16 protein-coding genes (1 of these 16 cut by a window edge) are annotated in these 17,618 nt (G+C 57.1%); 13 read left to right on the top strand and 3 right to left on the bottom strand.

Annotated elements, in window-relative coordinates:
- Nucleotides 1-23 precede the first annotated feature (23 nt).
- From rph to sdhB, 8 genes are all read left to right on the top strand, one after another.
- On the top strand, nt 24-770 hold the full coding sequence (gene rph / locus QU667_RS07665; protein WP_304986620.1) for a ribonuclease PH: 747 nt from the start codon (nt 24-26) through the stop codon (nt 768-770).
- A 1-nt stretch (nt 771) separates the two neighbouring features.
- On the top strand, nt 772-1,395 hold the full coding sequence (rdgB, locus tag QU667_RS07660; RefSeq protein WP_304986619.1) for an RdgB/HAM1 family non-canonical purine NTP pyrophosphatase: 624 nt from the start codon (nt 772-774) through the stop codon (nt 1,393-1,395).
- A gap of 27 nt (nt 1,396-1,422) precedes the next feature.
- The gene (locus tag QU667_RS07655) at nt 1,423-1,905 is read left to right on the top strand and encodes a metallophosphoesterase family protein (RefSeq protein WP_304986618.1); all 483 of its coding nucleotides are present in this window, start codon (nt 1,423-1,425) and stop codon (nt 1,903-1,905) included.
- Nucleotides 1,906-2,259: 354 nt separating this feature from the next.
- Complete coding sequence (locus tag QU667_RS07650) at nt 2,260-3,102, top strand: fumarate hydratase (protein WP_304986617.1); 843 nt, start codon at nt 2,260-2,262, stop codon at nt 3,100-3,102.
- A gap of 40 nt (nt 3,103-3,142) precedes the next feature.
- Nucleotides 3,143-3,700 carry a Fe-S-containing hydro-lyase gene (locus QU667_RS07645; RefSeq protein WP_006692615.1) on the top strand — a complete coding sequence of 186 codons (558 nt, stop codon included), beginning with the start codon at nt 3,143-3,145 and terminating at the stop codon, nt 3,698-3,700.
- Between the two features lie 122 nt (nt 3,701-3,822).
- Nucleotides 3,823-4,455 carry a succinate dehydrogenase/fumarate reductase transmembrane subunit gene (locus tag QU667_RS07640; RefSeq protein ID WP_304986616.1) on the top strand — a complete coding sequence of 211 codons (633 nt, stop codon included), beginning with the start codon at nt 3,823-3,825 and terminating at the stop codon, nt 4,453-4,455.
- A 24-nt stretch (nt 4,456-4,479) separates the two neighbouring features.
- On the top strand, nt 4,480-6,291 hold the full coding sequence (gene sdhA / locus QU667_RS07635) for a succinate dehydrogenase flavoprotein subunit (protein WP_304986615.1): 1,812 nt from the start codon (nt 4,480-4,482) through the stop codon (nt 6,289-6,291).
- Nucleotides 6,292-6,306: 15 nt separating this feature from the next.
- Nucleotides 6,307-7,059 carry a succinate dehydrogenase iron-sulfur subunit gene (gene sdhB, locus QU667_RS07630; RefSeq protein WP_304986614.1) on the top strand — a complete coding sequence of 251 codons (753 nt, stop codon included), beginning with the start codon at nt 6,307-6,309 and terminating at the stop codon, nt 7,057-7,059.
- A gap of 153 nt (nt 7,060-7,212) precedes the next feature.
- Here the strand turns inward: sdhB and QU667_RS07625 are convergent, their stop codons facing one another.
- Together QU667_RS07625 and trpD are read right to left on the bottom strand one after the other, a co-directional pair.
- Nucleotides 7,213-9,174: a methyl-accepting chemotaxis protein gene (locus QU667_RS07625; RefSeq protein ID WP_304986613.1), complete on the bottom strand. Its 1,962-nt coding sequence runs from the start codon at nt 9,172-9,174 to the stop codon at nt 7,213-7,215.
- 307 nt (nt 9,175-9,481) lie between these two features.
- Entirely contained in the window at nt 9,482-10,498 is a 1,017-nt protein-coding gene (gene trpD / locus QU667_RS07620; protein ID WP_304986612.1) for an anthranilate phosphoribosyltransferase, read from the bottom strand.
- A gap of 320 nt (nt 10,499-10,818) precedes the next feature.
- Between trpD and QU667_RS07610 the strand changes: the two genes are divergently transcribed.
- The 3 genes from QU667_RS07610 (at nt 10,819) to QU667_RS07600 (ending at nt 15,958) form a co-directional block, all read left to right on the top strand.
- A complete protein-coding gene (locus tag QU667_RS07610) occupies nt 10,819-11,499 on the top strand; it encodes a vitamin B12 dependent-methionine synthase activation domain-containing protein (protein WP_304986610.1) in 681 nt (226 codons plus the stop codon).
- A 221-nt stretch (nt 11,500-11,720) separates the two neighbouring features.
- Entirely contained in the window at nt 11,721-14,132 is a 2,412-nt protein-coding gene (locus QU667_RS07605) for a homocysteine S-methyltransferase family protein (RefSeq protein WP_304986609.1), read from the top strand.
- Nucleotides 14,133-14,152: 20 nt separating this feature from the next.
- Nucleotides 14,153-15,958 carry a bifunctional homocysteine S-methyltransferase/methylenetetrahydrofolate reductase gene (locus QU667_RS07600; RefSeq protein WP_304986608.1) on the top strand — a complete coding sequence of 602 codons (1,806 nt, stop codon included), beginning with the start codon at nt 14,153-14,155 and terminating at the stop codon, nt 15,956-15,958.
- 51 nt (nt 15,959-16,009) lie between these two features.
- Here the strand turns inward: QU667_RS07600 and QU667_RS07595 are convergent, their stop codons facing one another.
- Complete coding sequence (locus tag QU667_RS07595) at nt 16,010-16,567, bottom strand: hypothetical protein (RefSeq protein WP_304986607.1); 558 nt, start codon at nt 16,565-16,567, stop codon at nt 16,010-16,012.
- A 130-nt stretch (nt 16,568-16,697) separates the two neighbouring features.
- Between QU667_RS07595 and rfbA the strand changes: the two genes are divergently transcribed.
- Together rfbA and rfbC are read left to right on the top strand one after the other, a co-directional pair.
- Complete coding sequence (gene rfbA / locus QU667_RS07590; protein WP_304986606.1) at nt 16,698-17,573, top strand: glucose-1-phosphate thymidylyltransferase RfbA; 876 nt, start codon at nt 16,698-16,700, stop codon at nt 17,571-17,573.
- 9 nt (nt 17,574-17,582) lie between these two features.
- Nucleotides 17,583-17,618, top strand: partial view of a dTDP-4-dehydrorhamnose 3,5-epimerase gene (gene rfbC / locus QU667_RS07585; RefSeq protein WP_304986605.1) — the start only. 525 nt of this gene lie beyond the right edge of the window; the window shows 36 of its 561 coding nt (coding positions 1-36); the start codon lies at nt 17,583-17,585; the stop codon falls past the right edge of the window.

Genomic DNA, 17,618 nt, shown 5'->3' with positions numbered 1-17,618 from the left:
TCTCATAAAGGAGAAATACATTCATGCCAAGAAGAGATCTGAGGCGTGCCGACCAGTTGCGCCCCGTACGGATCGAGCGCGGCTATCAGCGTTATCCCGCCGGCTCTGCGCTCATCGAAACGGGGCACACGCGCGTTGTGTGCGCTGCGACCGTGGAGGAGCGCGTGCCGTTCTTTTTGAAGGGCTCGGGGACGGGCTGGGTGACGGCAGAGTATTCCATGCTGCCGGGGGCGGGGACGGAGCGTACGGCGCGTGAGGTGATGCGTGGACATCAGACGGGACGCACACAGGAGATTCAGCGTCTTATCGGACGCGCTCTGCGTGCCGTTGTCGATCCGAAGGCGCTCGGGGAGCGCACGATCCACATTGACTGCGACGTGCTTCAGGCGGACGGCGGGACGCGTACGGCATCCATCACAGGGGCGTTCGTCGCGCTTGTGGAGGCGTGTGCGACGTTTTACACGAAGCGCGGCGTCTTTCCTGTGCGGGACTATGTGGCTGCGGTCAGCGTCGGTATCGACGCGGAGAACACGCCGCTCCTTGACATCTGTTATGCGGAGGATTCCACGGCGATGGTCGATATGAACCTCGTCATGACAGGCGCGGGAGAATTTGTCGAGGTGCAGGGGACGGGCGAGGGACGTGCATTTTCACGTGCAGAGATGAATGCGCTCTTTGACCTCGGAGAATGCGGAATACGGCAGCTGATCGACCATCAAAAAGTGGCGCTTGGTGAAACTCTGTCATGGCTGCCGGGACGGGAGGGATAGCATGGATACAACGATATTGATTGCCACGTCGAACGAGGGCAAGGTGCGTGAGATAGAGAATGCATTTGATGGGCTGCCCGTGTGCCTCGTTCCGCTTTCGCAGCTGAGCAAGGTGCTGCCGGAGGCAGGAGAAATCGAAGAACCGGTCGAGGATGGGACGACCTTTCTGGAGAATGCGCGCATCAAGGCGCATTACTATATGGAGAAAACAGGGATTGCCGCGCTTGCCGACGATTCTGGTCTCTCGGTGGAGGTGCTGGATGGTGCGCCCGGTGTTTACTCGGCGCGTTATGCAGGCGTGCACGGTGATGACGCGGCGAACAACGCGAAGCTGATCGCGGAAATTCGGGCACATGACACGGAGAACGCCGCTGCCGCCTATCACTGCGCGCTCGTGCTTGCGCTCCCGGATGGACGCGAACTCGCCGCAGAGGGCGCGTGTACAGGCTTCATCCGTCCGGCGGCACGCGGAACGGGGGGATTTGGCTATGATCCGTATTTCTATCGGACGGACGGGCGTACGATGGCGGAACTTTCACGGGAAGAAAAACATGCGATCAGTCATCGCGGTGCGGCACTGCAGATCATGAAGGAGCGGCTGCGTGTGCTCCTTTCCACAAAATGATGACGTGTGTACAGATCGGAGCTTGTTATGAGAATCGGAATTGTCAGCGATAGTCATGGAAACACACGCGTATTCGAAGATATGCTTGCCGTCCCCGGTGCAGCGGAGGCGGAACTGTGGCTGCACGCCGGGGACTTTGCGCCCGATGCGGACGATTTGGAGATCCTGTCCGGCAGACGTGTCGTGCGTGTGCTCGGCAACTGTGATCTCTTTCTCGATGGTGTCTATGATGAAACGGTGGTAGAGGCTGCGGGACATCGTATCTTCCTCACGCATGGACACCTCTTTAACGTGCGCTTTGACACGGAACTGCTTGCAGCGGCGGCGTGTGAGGCGGGGGCGGACATCGCCGTCTACGGACATACGCACATTGCTCTTGAGGAACGCGGTGATGTGACCGTGCTCAATCCCGGCAGCATCGCACGTCCGCGTGATGAGCGGCGCGGTTCGTTCATGCTTGTGGATTTGAATGAGGGGAAAAGTCCACGGGTGAATCTCATTCGCATTTAGGAGAGTGCATTTGTGCGTTTTCTGCGCCATATCAAGATTTCCACTGAATAAAAAATTTTCAAAAAAATTTACCATATAAAATCCATATCTTATGATATGGATTTTATATGTATAATAACAAATACATGATAAACAATAAATTGATCTCGGTAAAACAATTCGATTGAAATATAAAACAATAAGATAAAAAATAAAAGAACGATATTATTCCAGCTTGTGAATCTCATTCCCAAATTGAATGAGATTCACTTTTTTCAAGGCTTTACAGGAAATTTGAAAGACTTGAAAGCAAGAAAAAAATATGATATAGTCTAATCAACCTGTGTATAAGTTATATTTATAGGAGGGATTATTTTGCGAGAGCTAAGCGCAAAAGAGATCACGGAGAACGTCGCCGAGATGTGCAAGGAAGCGGCGTACTATCTCCCAAATGATGTCTACGAGGGGCTCAAAAAGGGGCGAGAGACGGAGGAGTCACCCGTAGGAAAGGTCGTTTTGGATCAGATCATTCGCAACGCAGAGATCGCACGCGCGGAAGACCGCCCGTATTGCCAGGATACGGGCATGACGATCGTCTTTGTTGAGATCGGGCAGGATCTTCACATTGTCGATGGGCTTCTTGAGGACGCGATCAACGCCGGGATTGCGAAGGGCTACACGGAGGGCTATCTGCGCAAGTCGGTCGTTGCAGAGCCGCTCTTCAACCGCAAGAACACCCAGAACAATACGCCGGGCGTGATCTATACGAAGATCGTTGCGGGAGATCAGCTCAGCATCACCATCGCACCGAAGGGCTTTGGCTCGGAAAACAAGTCCGGTGTCAAGATGCTCGTTCCTGCGGATGGTGTCGAGGGCGTGAAGAAGGCGGTCATGGAGATCATTCAGCACGCAGGTCCGAATCCGTGTCCGCCCGAGGTGGTCGGTGTCGGCATCGGCGGTACGATGGATCAGGCGGCACTTCTCTCGAAGAAGGCACTCACGCGGTCGATCGATCAGCGTCATCCGATGCCCGAATATGCAAAGCTTGAGGGTGAGCTCCTTGAGATGATCAACAAGACGGGCATCGGTCCTCAGCTGGGCGGGACGACGACCGCGCTTGCCGTGAACGTAGAGTGGGGCGCGACGCACATCGCCGGCCTCCCCGTTGCAGTGACGATCTGCTGTCATGCTCTTCGGCATGCGCATCGTGTCCTGTAACAAAACAGTTCCTGTGTATTATTGTTAGGGAGGAATACTCATGGCGGAAAGTATCCGTATTACAACTCCGTTCACGGAGGAAATGTCGCGCAAACTCAAGGCGGGCGACAGCGTCCTTATCACGGGCACGATCATCAGCGCACGTGATGCGGCACACAAGGCGATGACGGAGGCACTCGCAAAGGGCGAACCTCTGCCGGTCGACTGGCACGATCAGATCGTCTACTATCTGGGACCGACACCGGCGAAGCCGGGCGATCCGATCGGCTCGGCAGGCCCCACGACCTCCGGCCGCATGGATGCCTACACGCCGACAATGCTTGAGCAGGGCATCAAGGGCATGGTGGGCAAGGGGTCGCGCTCGGCTGCGGTCGTGGAGTCGATGAAGAAGAACGGCGTCACCTATTTTGCCGCTGTCGGCGGCGCTGCGGCGCTCATCGCAAAATCCGTGAAGAAGTACGAAGTCGTGGGCTATCCGGAACTTGGCCCTGAGGCGGTCGCGAAACTGACGGTCGAGGATTTCCCCTGCATCGTCGTGATTGACTCCGAGGGCAACAACTTCTACGAGATGGGGCAGAAACCCTATCGGAAACTCTAAGCACATCCTCATCAGAGTGTTCATGCCGATGGTTTGGCGCATGACAAATCATTCGGGGGCGCAGCCTCGGATATGCTCCGAGGCTGCGGCTCCAAAGGTCTACATATTTCAGGAGGTATGAAATGTTCCACACAACCTTTTACATGCGGCGGCTGCATTCATTGGTCGGACTCGTCATCATCGGCGTGTTCCTCTTCGAGCACGTCTTTACGAACTCGACCGTGCTTCAGGGCGCAAAGGCGTTCAATGATGCGCTGGCCATGATGGAGCTCATCCCGCGTCCCGTATTCTACGGGCTCGAGATCTTCGCCATCGCCGTACCGATTCTCTTCCACGCGATCTATGGCATCTACATCGCTGCACAGGCGAAGAACAACCCGAGCAATTATGGCTACGTCCGCAACTGGCAGTTCGCCGTCCAGCGCTATACGGCATGGCTGCTTATCCCGTTCCTCATCTGGCACGTCGGCTATATGCGCGTGTGGGAGAAGGGGGTCATGGGAACGCATATCAACTATGACTTGCTCTACACCTACTTTGTAACCGGCGATTATGCAATCCTCCATACGGTGCTCTACACACTCGGTATGCTTGCGGCGATCTTCCATTTCTGCAACGGCATCTCGACGTTCTGCATGACGTGGGGCATTGCGAAGGGACCGCGCGCACAGTCCGTCATCAACGCACTGTCGATGGGTCTCTGCACGCTGATGAGTCTTGTTACGCTTGCCTTCATGGGCAGCTACTTCATGTGAGAACCGCAGCAAAGGAGAGTAAGAATGGCTAAAGTACCAGAGAACAAGGTTATCATCGTCGGCGGCGGTCTGGCGGGACTTCTCGCGACGATGAAGGTCTGCGAGGGCGGCGGTACGGTCGACCTCTTTTCCTATTGCCCGGTGAAGCGTTCGCACTCGCTCTGTGCGCAGGGCGGTATGAACGCCTGCATGGATACAAAGGGCGAACATGACAGTGTCTACGAACACTTCGATGATACGGTCTACGGCGGCGACTTCCTCGCCGATCAGCTTGCCGTCAAGGGCATGGTCGAGGCGGCTCCGAAGCTCGTCAAGATGTTCGACCGCATGGGCGTTCCGTTCACGCGTACGGCAGAGGGCGTGCTCGATCTCCGCAACTTCGGCGGACAGAAGAACAAGCGCACCGTATTTGCGGGCTCTACGACCGGTCAGCAGCTCCTCTATGCACTCGACGAGCAGGTGCGTCGTTGGGAGGTCAAGGGCAAGGTCACGAAATACGAGTTCTGGGAATACATTCGCGCAATCAAGAACAAGGACGGCATCGTTCGCGGAATTGTTGCGCAGAACATGAACTCGAACGAGATCAAGTCATTCCCGGCGGACGTCGTCATCCTCGCGACAGGCGGCCCGGGGCAGGTGTTCGGACGCTGCACGGCGTCCACGATCTGCAACGGCTCGGCGGTTTCCTCCGCATATCAGCAGGGCGCACACATCGGCAACCCCGAGTTCATCCAGATCCATCCGACCGCAATTCCGGGCTCGGACAAGAACCGTCTCATGTCCGAGGCGTGCCGCGGGGAAGGCGGACGCGTCTGGACGTACAAGGACGGCAAGCCATGGTACTTCCTTGAGGAGATGTACCCTGCATACGGCAACCTCGTTCCGCGTGACGTTGCGTCCCGTGCGATCTTCAAGGTCTGCGTCCACATGGGTCTCGGCGTGAACAACGACCGTCGCGTTTACCTCGACCTCTCGCACATCCCTGCGGACTACCTTGAGCGCAAGCTCGGCGGCATCCTTGAGATGTACTCCGAATTCGTCGGTCAGGATCCGCGCAAGGTGCCGATGGAGATCTTCCCGTCCGTACACTACTCCATGGGCGGCATCTGGGTCGATCGCAACCACCATACGAACATCCCCGGCCTCATGGCGGCGGGCGAGTGTGATCACCAGTACCACGGTGCGAACCGTCTCGGTGCGAATTCACTCCTCTCGGCAGCATACTCCGGGTTCATCGCAGGCCCTGAGGCACTGCGCTGGGCGCGCAGCGGCGAGCTTGGTACGGCACTGACCGAGGAAGAGCTTGAGAGTGCACGCAAGGAAGCGGTTGCTGAGTTCGACAAGATCCGCAACATGACGGGTCCTGAGAACGCGCACAAGCTCCATCAGGAGATGGGCGAGATCATGTACGACTACGTTTCCATCGAACGCGACAACAAGGGGCTTGACATCTGTCTTGAAAAACTCAAGGGCATCCTCAAGCGTTGGGATGACATCGGCGTGACCGACCACGGCACATGGGCGAACCAGGAAGCCATGTTCGTGCGCCAGCTGCGCAACATGATCCTCTATGCGATGGTTGTAACAAAGGCGGCACGCTGTCGCGACGAAAGCCGCGGAGCACACGCGAAGATTCTCCTTGACGACAAGGGTGAGCGCATGACGGATGCTGCCGGTGAGCTGATGTTCTACGGCCGTGACGACGAGCGCTTTATGAAGACCTCCATCGTGGACTACGATCCGAAGACCGAGGAGCCTAAGGTCAGCTACATGGAGTTCGAGCATTCACTCATCAAGGCACGTGCACGTAACTACGCCGTCGCCAAGAAGGAGTAAGGGAGGATAGAAGTCATGGCAGAACAGAAAAAAGTTCGTTTTATCATCGAGCGTCAGGATGGACCGAACGAGAACCCCTATACGCAGGAGTTCGAGGTTGACTATCGTCCCGGTCTCAACGTTGTTGCGTCCCTTATGGAGATCCAGAAGAACCCCGTGACGGTGGACGGCAAGCGCGTCCCTCCTCCGGTCTGGGAGTGCAACTGCCTCGAAAAGGTCTGCGGTGCGTGCATGATGGTCATTAACGGGCGTGCACAGCAGGCGTGCTGCGCCCTCATCGACAACCTCACGCAGCCGATCCGCGTGCAGCCGGCACGTACATTCCCCGTCATTCGAGACCTCCTTATCGACCGCTCCGTCATGTTCGAGAGCCTGAAGCGCATCCATGGATGGGTCGAGGTGGACGGCACATGGGGGGTCAAAGATGCGCCGATCCAGAACCCATACACGGCAGAAACGTGTTACGAGCTGTCGCACTGCATGACGTGCGGCTGCTGCCTTGAGGCATGTCCGAACGTCGGTCCGCAGTCCGACTTCATCGGTGCTTCACCGACGGCACAGGCGCTCCTCTTTAACCTCCATCCGCTCGGAAAGTTCGATGCGCCGAAGCGTCTGAATGCGCTGATGGAAAAGGGCGGCATCACGAGCTGCGGCAACAGTCAGAACTGTGAGCGCGTCTGCCCGAAGAGCATCAAGCTCACGCAGCACCTTGCACAGCTGAACCGTGAGGTCAACAAGCAGGCACTGCGCAATATGTTCAATCACTAATCCGCATTCTCGGCGAGAATCGGAGCATAGCAAAGGGGCTGCCCCATTGGGGCAGCCCCTTTGTGTTGGTTCTATGTCAAATGTTACGCGAGTTCCACTAGGGTTTGCTTAGGAGCATCGCAGTTGTAACATTTATCATAGAGCTTTTCTGTCTTATAAGTGGAAGCGTCCGACAAGTTTTTGCAGATCCTGGGCGAGCTGTGCGAGGGTCTGACTGGAGGCTGCAATTTCCTGCATGGAGGCCGCCTGCTCCTCGGAAACGGCAGAAACGTTCTCCGCCTCACTGTGGACGGCGTTCGAAACCTTCTGGACGGATTCGACCGAGCTGACCATGCGGGCACTGCCTGTTTTGATGCCCTCGGTGCTCTTCAGGATGGCATCGACCTTCTCAGTAAGCTCGCTCACAACACCCGCGATGCGGTTGAACTGTTCGCCCGCCTGATTGACCTGCTCGACACCCTCGCCGACGTGTTCCTTCTGTTTCTGCATGACCTTGAATGTGTTCTCAATGCGGTTGGCGTTGTCGGTGATCAGTGCCGTGATCTCTTGCGCGGCGGTTCCGGATTGTTCGGCGAGCTTTCGGACTTCCTCGGCGACGACGGCAAAGCCTCGTCCCTGTTCGCCTGCACGTGCCGCCTCAATGGCTGCGTTGAGGGCAAGGAGGTTCGTCTGTTCCGCAATCTGTGTGATCATCTCGACGATCTCGGAGATGCGTTTGGAACTCTCATAGAGTGCCGTGACTGCCTCGGAGACATCCTTTGCACTCTGGTCAAGCACGTCCATGCCCTTGACGGCAACGCCGAGTCCCTGCTGTCCTTCGACGGTCGCCGTTTCCGCACGGTGGGTGGCGGCGGAAACATCCGAGATGCCCTTTGTGATCTCATTGATGGCGGTTGTGATGCCGTCCACTGTCTGAAAGGACTGGTCGACGACCTCGTTCTGTTCGACGGTGCTGCCCGTGATCTTGACAATCGCCTCGGCTGCACTCTGCGCACCCTGTGCCGACTGATCCGCCGAGGCGGTCAGCTGCTCGGAGGCGGCGGCAAGCTGTTCGGAGGTCTGTGCCGTCTTTTGGATCAGCTCGCGCAGGTTCTTGACCATCGCGAGCAGGGCGTTGTGGAGCTGCCCGATCTCATCGTCACGATTCATTTGGGGAGGGACGACGGCAAGATTTCCCTTTGCCACCTCCTGTGCTGCGACAGCCATGTTCTCCAGCGGCCCTGCAATCGAGTGAGCGATCTTGTAGAGCAGACCGCCGAGGAGGAGGAGGGAGACGAGTGCCACGGTCAGCATCGCCCACTTGAGGGTGTTCACATCGCCCAGCACTTCGTCCTTCGGAACGAAGAGAACGAGCGACCATCCCGTGTTGCCGACGGGGTGAACGACATAGTAGTTCTCAATGCCTTGCCATGTGTTTGTGAAGAAAATGGGCTCTTTTGAGAGCAGACGGCGCGCGTCTTCCTCACCCTGTGCATGTACGTTGTCTTCCATCGTCATCACCGGATGTGCGATGAAATGACCGGCGGCATCCAGCAGGAACGCACCGCCATGTTCACCGACCTTTAAGGAGAGGACTGTTTTTTCAATGTCTGCAAACGGGATGTCCATGCCGAGAACGGCTTCTCTTCCGTCGCTTGCGCGGAGTTCGCGGCTGAGTGCGACGACCTTGGTGTTGTGGAATTTATTGATGTAAACATCCGAAATCTGTACGCCGTCGTTTTGTTTTGCGAGCCTGTACCAGTCGCGCGATGTCGGGTCGAATTCCGCCTGCGGAATAATTTGCTCATTGCCGTAGAGAAAATCGTGACCGACAGAAGCGAGATAGATGCCGTCAATATCAGTGCGTGCGCCAAAATTCGCGGCAGTTTCAATGAAGGTTTTGTCGGATGGCAGTTTCGTTGTCCACACTTGTCCCAATCCGTCGAGAATGCCCTTCGGTTCCTCGACCATGCGACTGATTTCCTCGGCATGATAGGCAGAGAGGGCGCGCATTTCACGCTCGGTCGCCTGCTCGATCATCGAGCTTGCCTCCCAGTAGGTAAAGGCCGCCATCGCCAAAAATATGACGATGAGCGGTGCTCCGATCCACAGCAGCATTTTGGTTTTTAGCTTCATTCCTGCCATCCTTTCCATACCTTGTCTACGGTGGTGACGCACCGAGAAAAATAATAAGATTTATCTATTAAACAATAGATTCGGCAATAAATGAAAATATCCTTCTAAAGTCCTGTAAAAAAATTGCCGGATCATTAACTTTTTTTGATACCGGAGGACAGCTTTTTTCTGATAAGTAAGCCGGAGACACTGCATCGGAGGATGGTGCGTGTACAGGAAATGTCCCATCCTCCACCGAAATGGATACAATGAACATAGGTTGAAAGTCCTGTACTTTCGTCCTAATCTCGATCGTTGTCGTGTTCTTTTATTGGGAGATTGCGATGAAATCGTCGAGCTTTCGAAGGGCTGTACCGTCGGCGATGGTGCGACGTGCTGCTGCAATGCCGTCCGCAATGGAGGGGACGGCACTGCCGATGTAGATGGCGGCGCCTGCGTTCAGAAGGCAGACATCCGCGCGTGCATCCGTGATCGTGCCGCTGAGGATGCCGCGTGTGACAGCTGCGTTTTCGTCGGGCTTACCGCCGCGAATCGCTTCCTTCGCTGCGGGGGTGATGCCGAAATCCTCGGGGCGGATCTCGTAGGAGCGTTCCCAGCCGTCTGCGATCTCGTGCATGAGGGTCGGTGCACCGATGCTGATCTCGTCCATACCGTCTGTGCCGTGGACGATGAGTGCGCGCTTCACACCAAGACTGGGCAGTACGTTTGCGAGTGGGCGCAGCAGATGTGCGCTGTAGACGCCAAGCAGCATTGAGGCAGGACGCGCGGGATTCGTGAGCGGGCCGAGGATGTTGAACACCGTGCGGATGCCGAGCTCGCGACGAATTGCTCCGACGTGCTTCATGGAGCGGTGATAGCGTTGTGCAAAGAGAAAAGCCATGCCAATGGCGCGAAGTTCCGCACGCACCTTTGCAGGTGACTGGTCGATGTTCACACCGAGCGCCTCCAGGCAGTCCGCCGTACCGCTCCACGAAGATGCCGCGCGGTTGCCGTGCTTGCAGACCTTGAGTCCCGCCGCAGCTGCGAGAAAGGACGCGGTCGTCGAGACGTTGATGCTGCCCGAGTGGTCGCCGCCCGTGCCGACGATGTCGATGACCTCCATATCGTGCTCGACACGCTCGGCGTGCTCACGCATCGCCGCCGCAGAGCCCGAGATCTCCTCGATAGTCTCCATGCCGCTGCTTTTTGTGGAGAGTGCGGCAAGGTAGGCGGCGTTCTCGACCGCCGAGGTTTTACCCGACATAATCTCATTCATGACGGCATATGCTTCGTCATAGCTGAGATCTTCCTTGCCGACAACTTTCCGGATCGCTTCTTTAATCATTTTATGTCCTCCCTGCAATTTTATATAGAACGATAGTGGCGTATTATAGCATAGGAATCTTTGATAAAATGAAGTCTGCCGGATTGGCGTAGATTTTTTCGTCCGAACAAGGTGGAAAACCGGACGCATAGCAAGGGCTATGTGGGTGGATTTCCGCCAAAGTGCGGGCAAAAAAGATGCGTCAATATGGCAGTGCTGAATTTATCAGTGCTTTCTCTACATATTATCATATGACAAAAGTTAATTGTAGGCACTGCTCGAATATGCTATACTCTTAGCCTGTGTATTATGGAAGTTTTTTCACGAAAACAGGAGAAACTATGTTTGAACCGCGTTTTACAACGCTGAATATGAATGAAATCTTGAAATATCTTGGCTTTCGCGGGCAGGAGCTGACGGAGGAGATCGCAGCGCAGATCAAACGCTGTACAGATGAGGTGTTGGCGGCGGCGACCCCGCGCCTGACGTATCGCCATGCGCCTCTTGAAGATGGGGCTGTGCTCGGCGTGACGTTTGCAGGAAATGACATCCCTCGGATGCTTGCGCCGTGTGAGGAGGTTGTGCTCTTTGGTGCGACCCTCGGTTCCGGTGTCGAGCGGCTGATGATGCGCTATGAGGTTGTGAACGCGGCGGACTCAGTCATTATGGATGCGTGTGCGAGCACGGCGATTGAGAACATCTGCAACAACTTCGAGAGCGATATGCGCCGCGCCGTGGAGGCGGAGGGGCGCTATCTGACGGATCGGTTCAGCCCCGGCTACGGCGATCTGCCGATCACGGAGCAGCCGAAATTCTTTGCACTGCTCGATATGACGCGGCGCATCGGGGTTTCGCTGACACCGACGACGATCATGGTTCCGCGCAAATCGGTGACGGCGATCATGGGCATCGCGCGTACGCCGCAGCCGCATCGACCGCCCGACTGCGAGCACTGCCTGATGTTCCGCAACTGTCCGTTCCGCAAGGCGGGGCGCAGGTGCCGCGAAGGGGCGAGGACATAGCGCATTAATCTTTGTGTAATCCCAACGCGAACGCCTCGTTGCACAAGCGACCGCGTGCTTGTATGCTCAAATACCGGCGGACTTCTTAAACGCGCTTCGCTTAAACGAAAGAAATCCGCCGGGGCATACCGCACGCTTTCCTCGCTTGTTTCACTAGGGTTCGCTTCCGGGATTACACAAGCATCTGTATATAGACAGACAGTGGTAATGGGGGATATGGAATGCATCAAATAACGATATTGGACGGAGGGATGGGGACGGAGTTGCAGGCGCGCGGGCTCGCACCGGGCGAGCGCCCCGAGCTCTTCGGCATGGAGCATCCCGAGGTGATCGAGGAGGTTCATCGAAACTATATCGCGGCGGGCAGCCGCGTGATCTACAGTAATACCTTCGGTGCGAACGGACACAAGCTCGCAGGGACAGGCAGGACGGTGGCGGAGGTGATCGCCGCAAATATCGCGACTGCGCGGCGTTCGGCGGAACGCTCAGGGACGGCAGGTGTGCGCGTCGCGCTCGACATCGGTCCGATCGGGGAGTTGGTCGAGCCGCTTGGAACGCTCTCATTTGAGGCGGCATACGAGCTCTTTCGTGAGATGGTGGTCGCGGGCGAGGAGGCGGGGGCGGATCTCGTCATCTTTGAGACATTGACCGACCTCTACGAGGTCAAGGCGGCGGTGCTCGCAGCAAAGGAGCATACGAAACTGCCGATCTGGGTGACGATGACCTTCGAGCAGAACGGGCGTACCTTCCTCGGCGCGGCTGTCCCGTCCGTTGCGGTCACGCTGGACGCGCTCGGCGTTTCTGCGTTCGGCGTGAACTGCTCGCTCGGCCCCGTGGAACTCGTGCCGATTGTGGACGAGCTGATGGAGTGGACCGATCTGCCAATCATCGTCAAGCCGAACGCAGGCCTCCCTGACCCGCGCACGGGTGCGTACGAGATGACGGCAGAGGATTTCGGCCGTGAGATGGCCGTGTTCGCGCAGCGCGGTGCCCTCATCATGGGCGGCTGCTGCGGTACAACGCCCGATTTTATCCGTGCGCTCACATCGGCAGTCGCAGAGGGCGCGGCGGAACGTCCCGTGCGGAAAAAGCGCAAGGGTGTCGCCTCGCCGGGGCGCGTTGCGGAGTACGGCAAACTCAACGTCATCGGTGAGCGCATCAATCCGACGGGCAAGAAGCGCCTCCAACAGGCGCTCCTTGAGGAGGATTACGGCTATATCAAAAAGCTCGCGATCTCGCAGCAGGAGGCGGGGGCGCAGGTGCTTGACATCAATGTTGGTGCGCAGGGTGTGGATGAGGAAAAGATCATCCCGTATGTCGTCAAGGCAGTGCAGAGCGTCGTCGATCTGCCGCTGCAGATCGACTCGGCAAATCCAAAGGTGATCGAGGCGGCGCTGCGCGTGACAAACGGCCGCGTCATCATCAACTCGGTCAGTGGTGAGCGTGCGCGCATGGATGCCATCTTTCCACTGGCGAAGCACTACGGGGCGGCAGTCCTCGGACTTGCGATGGATGAGAAGGGGCTGCCCGAGACGGCGGCACAGCGCGTCGCCATTGCCGAGCGCATTGTGGCAGAGGCGGAGAAGTACGGACTGGAGCGCGAGGACATCATCATCGACTGCCTGACGCTCACGGTCTCGGCGCAGCAGTCACAGGCGATGGAAACGCTGCGTGCCGTGCGCGAGGTGCACGAACGCCTCGGACTGCACTGTGCACTCGGTGTGAGCAATATTTCGTTCGGTCTGCCCGCACGCGGACATATGACGGAGAACTTTCTCATACAGGCGATGCACGTCGGACTGGATTTCCCGATCATCAACCCGAATACAAAGGGCGTCATGGATGCGGTTGTGTCCTTCCGCGCCGTTTCGGGAGAGGACGTGGACTGCGCCGCCTACATCGAGCGTTTTGCACCCGAGCAGGCGGAGATGCGCCGCCGCAAAGAACTCGGCATTACGGGCGATGAGGCGGCGGGGGCGGTGCAGAATGCTGCTGCGGAGAGTGGCTCGGAGGCGGTCGATCCGCTGATGGATGCCATCATTCGAGGCCTTTCCGACGATGCGGAGCGCATCACGCGCAAGCTCCTGACGGAGATGGAGCCGATGGAAATTATCCAAGAGAAGGTCATTCCGGCGCTTGATATTGTGGGCGACCGCTATGAGAAGGAAATCATCTTCCTCCCGCAGCTCATCAATGCGGCGAATGCGGCGACGGCGGGGCTCGAACTCATCAAGGTGCGTCTTGCCGAGAAAGGACAGGGGGTTTCAAAGGGCAAGATCATCCTCGCGACGGTGGAGGGGGACATCCATGACATCGGCAAGAACATCGTGAAGGTCGTTCTCGAAAACTACGGTTACCAGATCATCGACCTCGGACGTGATGTACCGATTCAGCGCGTTGTGGAGGTCGCCATCGAAAAGAAGGTCGGACTGATCGGGCTTTCGGCACTGATGACGACGACGGTCACGGCGATGAAAAAGACCATCGAGGCTTTGCACGAGGCAGGACATCCGTGTGAGACCATTGTCGGCGGCGCGGTGCTGACGGAGGACTACGCAAAGGAGATCGGTGCAGATCACTATGCGGGCGATGCGCGCAGCATGGTTGAGATCGCGCGGCGGGTACTTGGATAAGCAGCAAGGAGGCTGTCAATATGGCGCAGGAGTGCATGGATATACGGGAACATATACAAAAAAAGCCGCTTGTCTTTGACGGCGGCATGGGAACATACTACGGACAGAAAACGCATACGTCCGGCAAGGGGGTGGAGCTTGCCAACATCGAGACCCCGCGTCTGATTGCGGAAATACACGCAGAGTATTTGCGTGCGGGGGCGCAGGCGATCAAGACGAATACATTCGCGGCAAACCGTATTGTCTACCAGGGCGACGCGGAGATGGTACGGCGGATCGTACGGGCAGGCATGGAGATTGCCGCACGCGCGGCGGAGTCGGCGGGCGCATACGTTTTTGCCGACATCGGGCCTGTCTCAGGGCTGCCGCCGGCGGAGATCATCGAGGAATATCGCTTCCTTGCCGATATTTTTCTGACTGCAGGGGCACGGTACTTCCTCTTTGAAACAAATTCCTCCGCCGAAGGGCTGATCGAAACGGCGGCTCATATCAAGCAGGTTTGTCCCGAGGCGTTTGTCTTGACCTCGTTCTCCGCCTTCCCCGGCGGCTATACGCGGGACGGATTCTTCGCCGAGGAACTCGTGCGTGAGGTTGCGGCGTGCGGCTATATTGATGCCGTCGGTTTTAACTGTGTCAACGGTGTTCAGGCAATGAAGGAGCTTGTAGAGAATCTCGGCACGTGTGCGCTGCCGCTCTCCCTCATGCCAAATGCGGGGCATCCGTTCGTTGTTGACGGGCGCACCATCTATGAGAGTGCGCCCGACTACTTCGGCGAGGGACTTGCTGCTGCCGTACGTGAGGGCGTTGCCATCGTCGGCGGCTGCTGCGGCACAACGCCCGCGCACATTCACGCCCTTTGCAGCGCACTGGCGGGCGGAACACATACGGCAGATGCAGCACAGCGGACGCGTGGTGCAGGATCGCTTGTACCGTCGGAGAGCGCCTTTTTCACGGCACTGGCAGCGGGGAAAATGCCGATTGCCGTTGAACTTGATCCGCCTGATACCGGAAATGCAGATAAATTTATGGAGGGAGCACGGGAACTCCAGGCGGCGGGGGTTCATGCCATCACCATCGCGGACAATCCCATCGCACGGGCGCGTATGGATGCGGCAATGCTCGCGGGACGTGTGCAGCGCAGCCTCGGGCTTGAGCCGATCCCGCACATGACCTGCCGTGACCGCAACCTCAACGCGATCACGTCCATCCTGCTCGGACTCAGTGCCGAGGGCGTACACAACATGATTGCGATCACGGGCGATCCCATCCCGACGGCGGAGCGCGATGAGGTGAAGAGCGTCTATCAGTTCAACTCACGCAAACTCAGCGCCTTTATCAAGAGCCTCGGGGAACGCGGTACGGTTGTACCGTTCCATGTATTCGGTGCTCTTAACATAAATGCGAAGCACTTCCCCTCACAGCTCGGGCTTGCCAAAAAGAAGCTGGAGGCAGGGATAACGGGATTTTTCACACAGCCTGTTCTCAGTGAACGCGCAAAGGAGAATCTGCGGACGGCACGCGACACCCTGCCGGGGGCATATATTCTCGGGGGCATCATGCCCGTCGTCAGCGAGCGCAACGCACGCTTTATGGAGAGTGAGATCACGGGGATTCATGTGGAAGAACGCATCATCAACGCCTATCATGGACTCAGCCGTGAGGAGGCGGAGGAGCTTGGCGTGCGGCTTTCACTGGAGATGGCAAAGGACATCGAGCCGTACATTGACGGATACTACATCATTACCCCGTTTGCACGGACGGCGCTCGTCGCACGGATTGTCAAGGGGATTATGGAGCGGAGAGCGGTCAAATCGGCCGTCAAATAAAGAAAGCCGCTGCAGAGGAGCTTGTCATGGCCTGTAACGGCGCTTTTGCAGTTAATGGATTGTACCGAGTGCCATCGGCAGTGTATGTGCCGCCCCTGCCACCCTGCGCAGGTCGGCGGCGGACTTCTCTGCCCAGATCGCAGCGACCTTCTTTTGGAAGGCAAGCGCCGAGAGCGGTGAAGCCATCTGTTCGCGGACATTTTTTCGGATGATCTCTGCAAATTCCTCGGGTACACTTGCTGTTCTCTGCGCGAGAAGTATTTTTAGGTTGGTGTCAATCAGATAGAGATGAATGGTCGGGTCGGCAAGGCTCTGTTCGTTCGGCAGCAATTCCTCCTTTACGAGAGAGAGGGAGAGCGGCGCGTCTCCCCAACCGTCCTTGAAGATGCCGTCGATGCGGTAGAGCAGGAAGAGCACGCCGTTCAACTCGGTCACGGCAAGCTCGATCTCTCCTGTGCGGAATGCCTCGACGGCGATGGCGTCCGTCCGCGAGAGTTGGAGCAGGAACATCATGCCGTTTTTGTCCACTTGAAACATTCCGCCGTCCGCCTGCGCCAAAACGGGCAGGGGGAACGGCTCACCGACAGCAAAATTTATTGAGGTACTCATAAAAATTCCTTCCATGTACGAAATCGAGCGTGAAACACCTCCGGAAAAAGGCGTTGATTTTTTTTCATGACATATTATATAATCAAATGTATGATTCATCAAGAATGAGATTGATCGGAGAGGTGACGGGATGATCGAAAAGGGAATTATCCTCGCAGGAGGCTCGGGGACACGGCTCTACCCGCTGACGAAGGTCGTATCGAAACAGCTCATGCCGATCTACGACAAGCCGATGATCTACTATCCGCTGAGTACACTCATGCTCGCGGGGATACGGGATGTTCTCATCATCACAACCCCGCAGGACAGTGCGCTCTATCAGGCGCTCCTTGGGGATGGCAGTCAGCTCGGCATCTCCATATCGTACGCCGTACAGCCGAGCCCCGACGGTCTCGCACAGGCATTTATCATCGGTGCGGACTTTATCGCGGGGGAGGGGTGTGCGCTCGTCCTTGGCGACAATATCTTTTATGGTTCGGACTTTGCACGGGTTTTGCAGCGCGTTGTGCGCCATGACGATGGGGCGACCGTGTTCGCCTACTATGTGTCCGATCCCGAACGGTATGGTGTTGTTTCCTTCGATGCGGACGGCAACGCACTCTCGTTGGAGGAAAAGCCGAAAGAGCCGAAGTCAAACTATGCTGTTACGGGACTGTACTTTTACGACAGTGACATCGTCCGTATCGCGCGGGAAATCCGTCCCTCGGCACGCGGAGAGCTCGAAATCACAGACGTCAACAAGACCTATCTCGCAGCGGGCAAGCTGCGCGTGGAGCGCTTGCGGCGCGGCTATGCGTGGCTCGACACGGGGACACACGAGTCATTGCTCTCGGCGGCGACATTTGTTCAGACCATACAGGCGCGGCAGGGGCTCAAGATCTCCTGCATTGAGGAAATCGCCTACCGCATGGGATATATCGACGCAGAGCAGGTACTTCGGCTCGCCGAGCCCCTTGCAAAGAATGAGTACGGCATTTATTTGAAGCGTCTTATCAAGGACGTATAGGAGATCGACATGAATGTACTTGAAACAGCGCTCGCAGGTGTGCGC

Origin of the sequence: Selenomonas dianae, assembly GCF_030644225.1 — a bacterium.
GTDB lineage: Bacteria > Bacillota > Negativicutes > Selenomonadales > Selenomonadaceae > Centipeda > Centipeda dianae.
Note: the sequence above shows the minus strand (reverse complement) of the source record. Positions and strands in the feature narration are given on the sequence as shown.

Bases quoted from the DNA above. Each gene is read 5' to 3' on its own strand.
- rph (WP_304986620.1), top strand. From the start codon at position 24: ATGCCAAGAAGAGATCTGAGGCGTGCCGACCAGTTGCGCCCCGTACGG.
- rdgB (WP_304986619.1), top strand. From the start codon at position 772: ATGGATACAACGATATTGATTGCCACGTCGAACGAGGGCAAGGTGCGT.
- QU667_RS07655 (WP_304986618.1), top strand. From the start codon at position 1,423: ATGAGAATCGGAATTGTCAGCGATAGTCATGGAAACACACGCGTATTC.
- QU667_RS07645 (WP_006692615.1), top strand. From the start codon at position 3,143: ATGGCGGAAAGTATCCGTATTACAACTCCGTTCACGGAGGAAATGTCG.
- QU667_RS07640 (WP_304986616.1), top strand. From the start codon at position 3,823: ATGTTCCACACAACCTTTTACATGCGGCGGCTGCATTCATTGGTCGGA.
- sdhA (WP_304986615.1), top strand. From the start codon at position 4,480: ATGGCTAAAGTACCAGAGAACAAGGTTATCATCGTCGGCGGCGGTCTG.
- sdhB (WP_304986614.1), top strand. From the start codon at position 6,307: ATGGCAGAACAGAAAAAAGTTCGTTTTATCATCGAGCGTCAGGATGGA.
- QU667_RS07625 (WP_304986613.1), bottom strand. From the start codon at position 9,174: ATGAAGCTAAAAACCAAAATGCTGCTGTGGATCGGAGCACCGCTCATC.
- trpD (WP_304986612.1), bottom strand. From the start codon at position 10,498: ATGATTAAAGAAGCGATCCGGAAAGTTGTCGGCAAGGAAGATCTCAGC.
- QU667_RS07610 (WP_304986610.1), top strand. From the start codon at position 10,819: ATGTTTGAACCGCGTTTTACAACGCTGAATATGAATGAAATCTTGAAA.
- QU667_RS07605 (WP_304986609.1), top strand. From the start codon at position 11,721: ATGCATCAAATAACGATATTGGACGGAGGGATGGGGACGGAGTTGCAG.
- QU667_RS07600 (WP_304986608.1), top strand. From the start codon at position 14,153: ATGGCGCAGGAGTGCATGGATATACGGGAACATATACAAAAAAAGCCG.
- QU667_RS07595 (WP_304986607.1), bottom strand. From the start codon at position 16,567: ATGAGTACCTCAATAAATTTTGCTGTCGGTGAGCCGTTCCCCCTGCCC.
- rfbA (WP_304986606.1), top strand. From the start codon at position 16,698: ATGATCGAAAAGGGAATTATCCTCGCAGGAGGCTCGGGGACACGGCTC.